The organism is Lentzea miocenica (assembly GCF_033949945.1).
GTDB classification, from domain to species: domain Bacteria; phylum Actinomycetota; class Actinomycetes; order Mycobacteriales; family Pseudonocardiaceae; genus Lentzea; species Lentzea miocenica.
The window spans coordinates 105024-118252 of the sequence record NZ_JAXAVW010000037.1 but is presented as its reverse complement, the minus strand read 5'-3'; the positions used below and the strand labels follow the sequence as shown (position 1 = coordinate 118252).

The window sequence follows — 13229 nt, the reverse complement described above, 5'->3', positions numbered from 1 at the left end:
GGGCCTGGGGCCTGTATCGAAGTCGGCGCCAAACCTGATGGCGTGTGCAAGTACTACCAACTCAACATCAACAAGCATCTTTCTACTACCAACAGGCCTGTGGTCTCCGACGGACGCGGGCCGTGGTTCGACAGGGGTCGAACAGGTTGGGTGTAGTCAGCGGCTTTTCGATCAAGAGTTGGTGGTACTTGCACACGCCGGCCAGGCATCACGCCGGACTTTGACACAGGCACTAGCTCAGGACGCGCACCGAGAGCCCGGCCGGGCTGTATCGGGCCTGGACCTGGCGTTCCCCACCGGCAACGGTGATCCGGGCGAACCTGCCGGCCAGCACGGGAGCGGCGAGCACCGGGACGACGGCGCCGGCCGGCACGTCCTCCAGCGTGATCTCGAGCGTGCTGCCACCCGCCAGCGTGATCGGGCGAGCCGAGGTCAGGGGCGCACAGCCACCCTTGCGCGCCGTCACCGCCAGCACCGACCCGGAACCCTGCCGGTAGCTCCGCGTCCTGACCGCGCTCTCCAGGCGCAGGGTGCCCGAACGCAGCTCGACGTCCCCCTTGCCCAGCGCCGAGGCCGAACCGGCCACCAGCGTGCCGCCCTCGACGCGGGTCGCGCCGGTGTAGCTGTTGACACCGGCCAGCGTCAGGGTGCCGGAACCCCTCTTGACCAGGCCTCCGTGGCCGGTGATCGCGTTGTGCCAGGTGTCCGCGGCGTGGAAGCCACCGCGGTTCGCGTCCATCTCGACGCGCACGTCCGCGTCGAACGCACCGAACCCGTCGGCCGCGGCGAAGAGGTTGAGCCTGCCCCACTGTTCGGGGCCGTCGAGCAGCGCGTGCCCGGACGGGACCGCGGTCGTGCGCAGGACGTCCCGCCGCTGGTTGGCGGTGAGGTACGGCAACCGCGTCTCCAGCAACACCTCCGCACCCTTCGGCACCGTCATCGCGACGCGCCGCCCGGTCTTGGGCAGCCCGTAGGTCAGCAGAGGTGCCACGAGCGCGGCGTTCAGCTCGCGGTCCGCGTACGGGTCGGTGGCGGTACCGGCCGAGTGCGCGTGGTCGAACAGATCGACGACGGCGTGCTGCCGGAAGTACTCGTTCGCCTGCGCCCTGGCAGCCGCCTTGAGCGTGGCGTTCTGCGGGTCGGCGAGCGTCGCGGCGGCGAGGGCGGTCGCGAGGATCCGGCCGCCGATGACGTCCACCGGGGAGTGCATGCCCGCCACGATCCTGGCGTCGGCGAGGTCGAACGCCCTGGTCACCAGTTCCTGGAACCGTTCGGGGATCGCGTAGGCCAGCGCCAGGCACGCCAGGTGCAGCGCGTTGGTGTGACCGCTCGGGAAGCCCGCGTCGTCGACAGGACTGAGGTTGCGCTGCCGCAGCAGCTGCGGGGCGACCACGACCTCGGTGTCGTACACCGGGTAACCGAACTCGTCGGTCTCCCCGGTCGGGACCACGGTGCTGTCCTGGGTCATCCGCCACGGCCGCGGGTGCTGGTGGGCGTACTTCGACGGGTTGCCGGAGGCGAAGGGCCCGCGCAGGGTGTTGACCAGGAGCACGACCTGCCCCAGCGCGGAGTCCGGTGAACCGGCACCCAGCGCCGACCCCGCCGGCGCGTCCGGCGGCAGCTTGTCGTCCACAGTGGACGGCGGGGTGCCGTCCGGCGCGGAGGTGATGCCGGTGACGGCCTTCGCTCCAGCCTTGTACAGCTCGGCCAGCGGGCCGAGGCCTCCGATCGCGCTGTAGCTCTGGTGCTGACGGTCCACGATGAACGCTCGCTTGGCCTGGTCTGCGGTCCGTTCCCCGGTGATCCGCGCGACGTGGCGGACGTTGGCCCTGAGCACGGCCTGGTTGAGCACGACGCCGTTGTCCCATCCGCTGCCGGTGCGCCAGAGGTCACGCATCCCGGACAGCACGCGGACCGCGGCGTTGGTCTCCGGCGTCTGGTTGGCCAGCACGTTGGTGCGGTAGGAGTCGACGAAGGGCGTCGCGCCCGTCGGCAACTCGGCGGCGCTCGCTTCCAGGGCTCGGTCGAGTGCGGTCGGACCGATCAGCAGTCCGGCGGACATCAGCGCCGAACGACGCAACAGGGTTCGACGGTCGAACCTGCCGGCGGTGGTCATGTTAACGCTCCCAATGGTCCGTTGAGGACACCTGTGGCGGCACGGGGATTGTGGGGCACAATACGCAACGAAACGGGACCGTACTCGATGTCGAGGAGGTGTGAGCGTTAACAGTTCACGGTGCGGCGATGCGCAGCACAGGCTCCCCGCCCGCGTCGCCGGCGGGATGACCGACCACCGCCGTGAAGAAGGGGGTGCGCACTCGCACGCCCTCCGGCACCTCCTCGACGGCCACGTCGAGGGTGACCGGATCGGGTCCGTAGCAGAGGACGAACACGGCTCGCCCGTGCGGCCGATCGACGATGGACTCGGCCAGCACGAGATTCGTCGCGATCACCCGGCGCCAGCCCGCGTCGGGGTCGCCGTAGCCCCTCGGGTCGTCGCCGAGCCAGAACGACAGCTGCTCCTGGGTCATGCCGGCGGTGCGCGGGCCGTTGAAGTACGCCGTGCCGTCGGGCGGGTTCTCCACCCGCAGACCCGCGGCCGCACTCAGCGCGAGGCCACCGGCGAGCAGCGTGCCCCCGGTGTCGAGTGCTCGCCAGGATTCGCCGAGGTCGAACGGGGTTCCACCCGGTTCGCTGACGGTCCGGACGCGGCGCTGCCGTTCCCCTTCCGCGGTCGCGTAGGGAAGACCGGCGAGGAAGGCCAGCTCGGCGGCCGGCGGGAACGCGGCCCGGTCCAGCAACGCGACCAGGTGCAGCCGTTCGCCATCGGTGACGTACAACTGCTGGACCGAGAGCATGACCTGGTCCGACGTCACGACAGCCTTGGTCACCAGCTTCGCGCCGAGGCCGCCGTCCACCACGTCGCGCACACGGGCCGGGCCGAGCGGCCGGGTGAGCAGCATCCTCCTGCCGTCGGCGTAGCGCACCAACGGCCCGATGCCGTGCTGGTGGTCCACGACGGACTCGATCACCGCGGTGGCACCGGCGTCGATCAGGTACGGGGTCAGCTGCCCGGTCAGCGACACCGACGCCCTGCCGTGGCGCAACGAGTAGCGGGTGTGCACGGGCACCTCGGCCGGCGCGCGGTACCACCGGTGCTCGTCGAGGAAGAACCACACCGTGGTGAAGGCGAAGTGGCCGCTCGGCAGGCCGGGCGTGGTGGCGCAGTAGTAGGCCACTCGCCGGTCTCCCAGGTAGCGGCCGAGCTCGGCACGGATCCGGCCGCTGAAGAAACGCAGGCCGAGCATTCCCTCACAACCGCAGTGCTGCTCGCTGTAGCGAGGTCCGCCGTAGTCGAACCCGCGTGCGGACAGCCGCGTCTCCAGGTGCCGGGCGATCTCGTCACCGTCGTCGAGGAAGCACTGCTCGCCGCTGACCTGGTAGGCCCTGGCCAGGAACGTGAGCGAGATGGGCAGGTAGTTCTGGTCGTGCCCGGCGCCGTGCTCGACCGGCAGCCTCAGTTCGCGGTCGACGACCCGCCTGGCCCTGATCTCACTGTGGTACAGGAACATCGCATCGTCCACGATGGACTTTTCGGACAACAGGCGCCCCAGCGTCAATCCGGCCACCACGGCACCGATCGCCTGGTTCGCCGTCTGCTGCGGGTTGAAGATGCTCGCTTCCGTCAGCCAGCGCCAGAAGCCGGTCGCGACGTCCGCGAGCGCGGCCCACTGGGTCGCGGTGATCAGCTCACGGCCGAACTCCAGCACGTTGACCGCGTGCAGGAGCGCCCACACGGTGCTCGGCCAGTCACCGAACGGGTGCTCGCCGGTTTCGAGCACGTAGCGGGCGTACGGCAGGCCGCTGTCGCGCACGCGCAGGAACGGCTCGCCGGGGTTGTCGGCGCGGAAGACCCGTTCGGCCAGCACGAAGTCCAGTCCGCGCCGGGCGGCGTCCGCCAGCTCGGGGTCACGCCGGTCGCCGCGATGCCAGGCCAGGCAGAGCAACGACACCACACCCAGGGCCATGTCACCGATGTCGTCGACAGCGGCGACGTCTTCGAGGTTGCCGTCGGGACGCTGCCGGCCGATCACGGCGGACACCGCCCTGGCGAGCACCGTCCGCAGCTGTTCGTCGTCGTCCGGCAGGTCGTGCACGCTCGCGTGCTGGCTCGGCAAATACACCGCGGCGGCGGTCATGGGTACTCCTCGCGGGTCGCTCGCCCGAGTTCGTCAGCGGAGATGGGCGTGCGTGGCCGAAGTGCGCTGCCTCCTCGTCGTTTCCGTGCGCGGCGCGGCTGGGACCCGCTTCGTTCGTTTAAACGTAAACTTCTTCACCCGGTCGGCGTCAAGCCTCAAAATTCCTCGATCCCGCGGGAAACAAGGTTTCCAATAGATCGTCTTGACAGGCCGGTACTCGGTTCCTACAGTCCCGGAAAGCGCTTTCCAGATCCCTGGGACGGACCACCGGAACTGCGCCGTGCGTGGCATCGGCAAGACGACCCCGTGGTCCGGCGATGACGTCCCAGGAGCGACATGTCAGCGACACCCATACGCAAACGCAAGCGGCACAAGCACAATCTCGCGGGGTACGCCTTCCTGGCACCCTGGTTGATCGGGCTGTTCGCCTTCACGCTCGTTCCGATGGTGTACTCGCTGTACCTGTCGCTGACGAAGTTCAACCTGCTCACCGCTCCACAGTGGACCGGTTTCGACAACTACGTCCGGTTGCTGTCCGACGAGCGTTACCTGCAGTCGATCAAGGTGACGCTGATCTACGTGGTGACGTCTGTACCGCTCAAGCTCGCCGCCGCGTTGCTCGTCGCCGTCGCGCTCAACCGCGGTCTGAAGGCGCTCGGCTTCTACCGGGCGACGTTCTACCTGCCGTCACTGCTCGGCGCGAGTGTCGCGGTGTCGGTGATGTGGCGGCAGATCTTCTCCCGGGAGGGACTGGTCAACCAGGTCCTCGCGCTGTTCGGGGTCCAGGGCGCGGACTGGATCGGTGACCCGCGCTACGCGATGTGGACGCTGGTGCTGCTGTCCGCCTGGCAGTTCGGCACGCCGATGCTGATCTTCCTGGCCGGGCTCAAGCAGCTGCCGCAGGACCTCTACGAGGCGGCGGCGATCGACGGCGCCGGCCGGTACACGGTGTTCTTCAAGATCACGCTGCCGTTGCTGTCCCCCATGGTGTTCTTCAACCTCGTGCTGGAGACCATCAACGCGTTCCAGACGTTCACGCCGGCCTACGTGGTCTCCGGCGGTCTGGGCGGTCCGATCGACTCGACCCTGCTCTACACGCTTTACCTGTACCTCAAGGGATTCGGCAGCATGCAGATGGGCTACGCCTCCTCGATGGCGTGGGTGTTGTTCGCCGTGATCGGCCTCTTCACGGCCGTCTACTTCTGGTCGGCCCGCAAGTGGGTGAACTATGCGGACTAAGGCGAACCACTGGCGGGCGCACGCCCTGCTGCTGCTCGTGCTGGTAGCGATGATCTATCCGATGGTGTGGCTGGTCGGCGCGTCGTTCAAGCCGGAGAACCAGATCTTCACCACGATGAACCCGCTGCCGCTCGCCTTCACCTTCGCCAACTACGTGAACGGCTGGACGGCGACGGGCACGTCGTTCACCGTCTACCTGTCGAACTCGCTGACGGTCTCGATCTGCACGGTGGTCGCGAACGTGGCGTCCTGCTCGGTGGCCGCGTACGCCTTCGCGCGCCTGGACTTCGCGTTCCGGAAGTTCTGGTTCGCGGTGATGCTCGGCACGATGATGCTGCCGTTCCAGGCGACCCTGATCCCCCAGTACGTGATCTTCTACCAACTCAACTGGATCAACACGTTCCTGCCGCTGGTGGTGCCGTACCTGTTGGCCTACGACGCCTTCTTCATCTTCCTGATGGTGCAGTTCATCCGCGGCATCCCGTGCGAGCTGGACGAGGCGGCGGCACTGGACGGCGCCGGGCACGTGCGGGTGTTCTTCAGCATCGTCCTGCCGCTGCTGAAACCGGCGTTGCTCACCACCACGATCTTGACGTTCATCTGGACGTTCAACGACTTCCTGCGCCAGCTGGTCTACCTGTCCGACCACTCGCGCTACACCGCGCCGCTGGGCCTCAACGCGTTCGTGGACCGGGCGAGCGGATCCAGCTACGGCGGCATGCTCGCGATGTCCGTGGTCACGCTCGTGCCCACCGTCGCCGTCTTCCTCGTCTCCCAGCGCCGCCTCGTCGACGGCGTCGCGAACACCGGCATCAAGTAGGGCCTTTCACCGCCAAGAAGGGAAACGCATGTCCATTTCCAGGAGAGGGCTCTTCGGCCTGGCCGGCGGCCTCGCCGCGGCCTCGGTCGCCGGCTGCGGCTTCGCGCCGTCCAACAGCGGTGGCGCGGCGAACAACTCGCTGACGTTCCGCTGGTGGGGTGGCGAGGCCAGGAACAAGGCGTACCAGAACGCCCTGCAGATCTTCACCCAGAAGACCGGCACCAAGGTCGACGCCCAGTACTCGGGCTACGACGGGTACTTCAACAAGCTCAACACCGAGTTCGCGGGCGGCAACCCACCGGACATCTTCCAGATGGACACCGCGCTCGTCAGCACCTACGCGGCCAAGGGCGTGCTGACCGACCTGTCCTCGTTGATCCCGGACACGATCCACCTGGACACGCTCTACCCCGCGGTGCGCTCGGCCGGCACGGTGGACGGCAAGCCCTACGGCGTGCCGTCGGGCTCCGGCTTCGCACCGATGCTCTACGACAAGACCGTCTTCGAGCAGGCGAAGATCCCGGTTCCCACCGACAGCTGGACCTGGGACGACTTCGGCCGCATCAGCGGTGAGCTCTCGAAAGCCATGGGACAGGGCAAGTACGGCGCTCTGGACGCGTCCAAAGACGACTCCGGCGCGCTGCAACCGTGGCTGCGGCAGCGGGGCAAGGACCTCTACAACGCCGAGGGCGAGCTCGCCTTCACCAAGGACGACCTGGCCGAGTGGTTCGCCCTGTGGGACGGGCTGCGCAAGGCCGGTGCGATCTGCCCGCCCGAGATGCTCTCCAGCACCGACTCCGCGTCGGGCAACCACCCGTTGATCTCGGGCCAGATCGCGATGACCACCGGCTGGGGCCTCGCGCAGATGCAGCCGCTGACCCAGCACGCGCTGGACATCGTGGTGGTACCGCGGGGCGGCAACGGCAAGACCGGGCAGGCGCTCAGCGGCGGTGTGCTGCTGTGCGTGCCGGTCAAGAGCAAGAACCCCGAGGCGGCGGCCAAGCTGATCGACCTGTTCATCAGCGACGTCGACGCGATCAAGGCGATGGCCCTGACGCGCGGGATCCCGCCGTCGGGCAAGTCGCTGGAGGCCCTCACGCCGACGCTGGCCGCGACGGAGAAGCGAGACGTGACCTACCTGCAGTACGTGGCCGACGAGGTGGCGAAGGACGGACTGCCGCCCGCACCGACCGCGCCACCCGGTTACAACGACGCGAAGACGGCGCTGGACGCGGCGGCCAAGCAGGTCGCGTTCGGCAAGATGTCGATTCCCGACGCGGTCGCGCTGTACTTCCGCGACGCCGAGGCAGCACTGAACGGGGCCAAGTAACACCGTGGCAAGCATTCCCGGGCCAAATCACACCGGCGTGGTCGTCGAGAGCACGGATCTGTTCGCCGGGCCGGTTTCCGCGCCACGCCAACTCGTGCGCGTCACCCTCGCGGTGCCGCGACGCGAGTGGGCGTGGGTGCGGATCTCCGGTCCGCTCGTCCGCACACCACAACCGGTGCGGGTGGGTCCGGAGGAAGTCGTGGCCGAGGTCGGCGTGGTGTTCTCCGCGCCGGCCACCGCGGGCACGACGTATCCGGCGACCGTGCTCGTCGCGCCGGTCAGCGGCGATCCGCCGATGGCCTGGGACGTCACGGTGACCGTCGCGGAGACCGGCTGGACGATGTGGATGGTCTCGCACTTCCACTACGACCCCGTGTGGTGGAACACCCAGGCGGGCTTCACCGAGACGTGGCTCGACCTGCCGGGCGCGCAGGCCAAGCGGATGCCGTTCCAGCTCTCCGCGTTCGACCTGGTGCGCGCCCACCTCGACGCCGCCAGGGACGACGAGGACTACCGGTTCGTGCTCGCCGAGGTCGACTACCTCAAGCCGCGCTGGGACGCGTTCCCGCACGACCGGAAGGACCTGCGGCGGTTCCTGCGCGAGGGCAGGATCGAGATCGTCGGCGGCAACTACAACGAGGCCAACACCAACCTGACCCATCCCGAGTCGACCGTGCGCAACGCGGTCTACGGCGTCGGTTACCAACGGGACGTGCTGGGCGCCGATCCGCGCACGGCGTGGATGCTCGACGTGTTCGGGCACGACCCGTCCTATCCCGGGCTGATGGCGGACGCCGGGCTCACGTCGAGCGTGTGGGCGCGCGGGCCGTGGCACCACGTAGGCGCCAAGCGGCACACCGGTGACATCACCAGGATGCAGTTCCCGTCGGAGTTCGAGTGGATCTCGCCGAGCGGTCGCGGTGTGCTCACGTCCTATCTGGCCGATCATTACGTGGCCGGGTGGGACATCGAGCGCAAGTCCACTTTGGACGAGGCGATGGCGGAGGCCTATCGGCAGTTCAGCACGTTGCGGAAGGTCGCGGCCACGCGCAACGTGATGCTGCCGGTGGGACACGACCACAACGTGCCGTCCCGGTTCTGCACGCAGATCCACCGCGCGTGGAACGAGAAGTACGTGTGGCCGCGGTTCGTGGTCGGCCTGCCCCGGGACTTCTTCGCCGCCGTGCGCACGGACGCCTCGGCGCGTTCGGTGACGTTCAGCCCGCAGACCAGGGACATGAACCCCGTCTACACCGGCAAGGACGTCTCGTACATCGACACCAAACAGGCGCAACGGGCGGCCGAGGTGGCGGTGCTCGACGGCGAGCGGATGGCCGCCGTGGCGACGCTGACGGGCGCGGGCTGGCCGGCGTTCGCACTCGACAAGGCGTGGCGGCAGCTGATCTACGGCGCCCACCACGACGCCATCACGGGTACCGAGTCGGACCAGGTCTACCTCGACCTGCTCACCGGGTGGCGCGAGGCGGACGAACTCGGCCGTTCCGTGCTGACCGGGGCGATCTCCCACCTGGCGTCCTGTGCCGACACGACCGGTGCGGGCGAGGCCGTGATCGTCGTGAACACCCTGTCGTTCGCCCGCGACGCCATCGCCACCGTCACCGTTCGCCTGCCTGGTTTTCCGGGCGCCCGCGTCCGGGACTCCGACGGTCACGAGGTACCCGCGGTCACCGAGGCCGTGGTCCGGCATCCGGACGGCACGCTCGAACTGACGCTGACGTTCCTGGCCCGAGAGGTGCCGGCGACCGGCTACCGGGTCTACCGCGTGGTCGAAGCCGCCGCGGTGCCACCGTCCTGGATGCCGCGGACCGGCGTGGCGATCGCCTCCGACTCGTTCATCGTCCAGGCCGATCCGGCCAGGGGCGGAGCTTTGACGAGCGTGTACGACCGCGGGGCCGGCCGCGAACTGGTGCGCCCCGGCGGTGTCGCGGCGGAGTTCGTGGTGCAGGAGGAACATCCCGGTCATCCGGTGTGGGGCGAGGGCCCGTGGCACCTGCTGCCCAAGGGACCCGGCACCACGGCGGGTCCGGCCGACGTGCACGTCGAGACGAGCCCGGTCGGCGAACGCCTCGTCAGCCGCACGGTCCTCGGCGAGCTGCGGATCACCCAGCGGGTGACGTTGTGGCACGGGCTGCCACGCGTCGATGTCCGATCCTTTGTGGACGGCTCGATCGGCAAGGACCGGTTGCTGCGCAGCCGGTTCGCCTTCGACGTGCCCGGTGCGCTGCCCGTCGCCGAGGTCGGGTTCGCCACTGTCGGCCGCTCGTTCGGTTTCCCGGACGTCGACGCCGCCGAGCACCTGTGGACGCTGGACAGCCCCGCGCACACCTGGGCGGGCCTCTCCGCCACCGTGCGCCTGCGGCTGACCGACGGCGTTCTGCACGCCATCGGGATCGCCGAGGTGGTGGCAGAGGACGGACGGGCCCTGCTGGCCGCGTTGGCCGCCAAGGGGGTCACCGCCACGTGCACCCGTCCTACCGGCCCCCGCTACGGTTCCCTCGACGTCGACTCCAACCTGCCCGACGTGCGCATCGTGGTCGGGCACAACGACTTCACCAACGCGGTGCTGGCCTTCGCGCCCGGCAGCCGCGAAACACTCGAGGCCCACGGCAGGGTGTTCGTGCCCGCCGTACGGCCACGAGCACAGCAGTGGGTGCCGAACGCCGACCTGCGCGGGCCGCGCGACCTGCCCGTGTTGATCGTGACGGACGTGGACGCCCTGATCGACGACCTCGCGGACGCGTGCGTCGAGGTGCCCGGCAGCACCACCGACCCCGCCACCGACTACTCGGTGGCCGTCGTCAACCGCGGCACGCCGGGATTCGTCGTGGCACCGGATGGCACGCTGCACGTGTCGCTGATGCGGTCGTGCAGCGGCTGGCCGGCCGAGGTGTGGATCAACGGCGACCGCCGCACGGTGCCGGACGGGTCCAGCTTCGCCTGGCAGCACTGGTCCCACACGTTCGACCTGACCGTGGTCGCGGGAGCGGGCGACTGGCGCCAGGCCGGGTTCGCCCGGGCCGGCCAGGACGTCAACCACCCGGTGCACGCCTGCCAGGTGCCTTCGACAGCGGGTGACCTGCCCGCCGCACTGAGCTTGCTGGCCGTGTCACCGCCGGACGTGTTGCTCACCGCGGCCAAGACGCGCGGCAACCCGCTCGCATCCTCCACCGACGAACACAGCTCCGACATCACCGTGCGGTTGTACGAGTCGGCCGGATCACCGGCGGTCGCCTCGGTGTCGCTGCACGGCGGAATCGACGCAGCCCGGCGCACGGATCTGCTGGAGGAATGCGACGTCGAGCCCTTGACCGTCCACTCCGGACAAGCGCGGGTGGAGCTGGGCGCGGCGGACGTCGCGACGTTGCGGCTGGTCCCCGCGTCCGCCCGCCCCGGCACACAGGTCGAATCGACGGAGCCGGTCCAGCCCATCTACACGAAGTACTGGCGCCACAACGCCGGTCCCGCTCCTGTGGGCAACCTGCCGGTCACCGTGCACGTCACCCCGTCCTTCACCCGGCTGGCTCCCGGCGCCACCTGCCACGCGCGGATCACCGTGAGCTGCAGCGGCATGCCGGCCAAGGGGCGCCTGGAGTTCACCGGGGGCCAGTCGTGGGACTACGACCTGGCCGCCGGTGACTTCGCCGAGTTCACCGCGACCGTGACGGCCCGGCCGGGACGGCACCTGCACGCCGCCCGCATCCGCGACCACCTCGGCCAGGTGCTGGAGGACACCCTGGAGGTCGTGTCCGGCCACACCACGGACCGCGAACTGGTCGAGGTGCAGCTCAGGGCGGGTGCTCTCCTGCTAGCCCCCGGTGAGCACGCGCTGCTCCCGGTGACGCTGCGGAACCGGATCCAGGGCGACGTGCGCGGGGAGGTCACCGTGATCAGCCCGTTCGGCACCTGGGACGACGAGGTCGCCATCGGCCCGCGCACCCAGCCGTTCGCCATCCCGCCGGGAGGCAAGATCACCGTGCCCGTGACGGCCACCGCGGCACCCAGCGCTCGCCGTGGCGCGCACTGGTGGGCACTCGTGCGTGTGGCAGCCCACGGCAGGTTGTACTACTCCCCGTCCATTCCGGTCAGCGTGCGGTAGGTGAAGCTCGCGAAGTCCGCCCACGAGTCGCTCGGCTCTCCGTCGCTGGTCGCGTAGAGCCCGATGTGCACGCCGGTGAACCCCCCGGCCACCGGCGTGCTCAGGAACCGTCCGTCGAACGGCTCACCCAGCGGTTCCCACTCCCCCTCCCCCACCGCGACCAGCGCCTGGTGGTCCTGCCCGCGCGCCTCCACGCCGAGCCGCACCAGGCCGTCCTCTACCTCGGTCTTGGCCAGCAGCTCGTCCTGCCCGCCGACGCGGCGCACCAAGGTCACCAACCGGTCCGACCCGAGCAGCAAGCGCACGTGGTGGTCGTTGTTCTGCAGGAGCACGAGCCCGGCGGCTTCGGACGGCCAGGCGCGCGAGAAGTCGAGCACGCACGAGGCGTGGAAGTCCTGATGTTGCTGGCGTCGCACGACCAGGCTCGGGCTGACGAGGTCGGTGATCGACTCCGGACGCACGCGCAACCGCAGGTGCCCCGGTCGTTCGGTCAGCGACCAGAAGTCGGTCTCGGGCGTGCGCAGGAACATCCACGCCGGATCGAGCTCCGGCGACGAGAAGTCGTCGGTCTCCGCGATGTCCGGCCACGGGTGCGCGGGCAGGTCAGGAACGTCATAGGCGAGCTCGACACGTCCGGTACCGGGACTGAAAACCGGACCGCCGGACTCCCACGACACCGGGACGAGGAAGGTCTCGCGGCCCAGGTTGTAGTAATAGCCGCCATATGGCCGGGTCGCGAGCAACACCGCGTACCACTGGCCGTCCTGCGTGCACACCAGATCCGCGTGCCCGGCCGCCGCGATCGGGTACGCGCGCCCCAGGTGGCGATGAGTCAGCACCGGGTTCAACAGCGAACCGCGGTACAGGCCGGTGACCTCGTCCGCGAAGGCCACGACCACCGAGTGCTCGAAGTCCGTGCCACCTTCCGCGCACACCAGCACGTACCGTCCATCCACTTTGTACAGATGCGGCGCTTCCAGCCACCGGGAGTTCCGCAGCGCGCCGCGGAAGATCACCCGCTCCTCGCCCGCCACCGAGAGCGACTCCGGGTCGAACTCGCGCAGGTAGATCTCGGTGCGGCCGTCCTGGATCTCCCTGGTCGCGGTCCACCACGCCCGCCCGTCGTCGTCGAAGAACAGCGACGGGTCGAACCCGTCGGCCTCGGGAAGCCAGTGCGGCTCCGACCACTCTCCGGCGGGATCGGTGGCGGTCACGACGAAGTTGCCGGTCTCCCGCGTGCCGTGGACCAGCGTGCACACCACGTAGAACACGCCGTCGTGGTGCCGAATCGTCGGCGCGTACAACCCACCGGAGGCCCGCACACCCTGCAACGGCAACTGGGACGGCCGGTCCAGCACGTGCCCGACCTGCCGCCAGTGCACCAGGTCGCGGCTGTGGAAGACCGGCAGCCCCGGGAAGTACTCGAAGGTCGACGTGACGAGGTAGAAGTCCGATCCTGCCCGGCACACCGACGGATCGGGGTGCGAGCCGGGCAGGATCGGGTTGGCGAACTGTGCCAAGTGG

The 13229-nt window shown here is 69.3% G+C and carries 7 protein-coding genes; 4 read left to right on the top strand and 3 right to left on the bottom strand.

The genetic code is table 11. From position 1 onward, the window contains the following. Positions 1 to 232: 232 nt before the first annotated feature. Together SK803_RS36465 and SK803_RS36460 are read right to left on the bottom strand one after the other, a co-directional pair. A complete protein-coding gene (locus SK803_RS36465; RefSeq protein ID WP_319970749.1) occupies positions 233 to 2116 on the bottom strand; it encodes a phosphatase PAP2 family protein in 1884 nt (627 codons plus the stop codon). Between the two features lie 115 nt (positions 2117 to 2231). Further along, positions 2232 to 4199 carry a hypothetical protein gene (locus SK803_RS36460; RefSeq protein WP_319970748.1) on the bottom strand — a complete coding sequence of 656 codons (1968 nt, stop codon included), beginning with the start codon at positions 4197 to 4199 and terminating at the stop codon, positions 2232 to 2234. Positions 4200 to 4535: 336 nt separating this feature from the next. Here SK803_RS36460 and SK803_RS36455 point away from each other — a divergent pair, with 336 nt between their 5' ends. The 4 genes from SK803_RS36455 to SK803_RS36440 are packed head-to-tail and all read left to right on the top strand — an operon-like array spanning position 4536 to position 11705. Continuing rightward, positions 4536 to 5438, top strand: a complete 903-nt coding sequence (locus SK803_RS36455) for a carbohydrate ABC transporter permease (RefSeq protein WP_319970747.1) — start codon at positions 4536 to 4538, stop codon at positions 5436 to 5438. Beyond that, positions 5428 to 6258, top strand: coding sequence for a carbohydrate ABC transporter permease (locus tag SK803_RS36450; RefSeq protein WP_319970746.1), 831 nt, complete (start codon positions 5428 to 5430; stop codon positions 6256 to 6258). The genes SK803_RS36455 and SK803_RS36450 overlap by 11 nt, the downstream gene beginning before the upstream one ends. Positions 6259 to 6286: 28 nt before the next feature. Then, positions 6287 to 7588 carry an ABC transporter substrate-binding protein gene (locus SK803_RS36445; RefSeq protein WP_319970745.1) on the top strand — a complete coding sequence of 434 codons (1302 nt, stop codon included), beginning with the start codon at positions 6287 to 6289 and terminating at the stop codon, positions 7586 to 7588. 37 nt (positions 7589 to 7625) lie between these two features. Next, positions 7626 to 11705, top strand: coding sequence for a glycoside hydrolase family 38 N-terminal domain-containing protein (locus SK803_RS36440; protein ID WP_319970744.1), 4080 nt, complete (start codon positions 7626 to 7628; stop codon positions 11703 to 11705). Here SK803_RS36440 and SK803_RS36435 read toward each other — a convergent pair. Next, the gene (locus tag SK803_RS36435) at positions 11672 to 13225 is read right to left on the bottom strand and encodes a glycoside hydrolase family 43 protein (protein ID WP_319970743.1); all 1554 of its coding nucleotides are present in this window, start codon (positions 13223 to 13225) and stop codon (positions 11672 to 11674) included. The genes SK803_RS36440 and SK803_RS36435 overlap by 34 nt on opposite strands. Between the last annotated feature and the right edge of the window lie 4 nt (positions 13226 to 13229).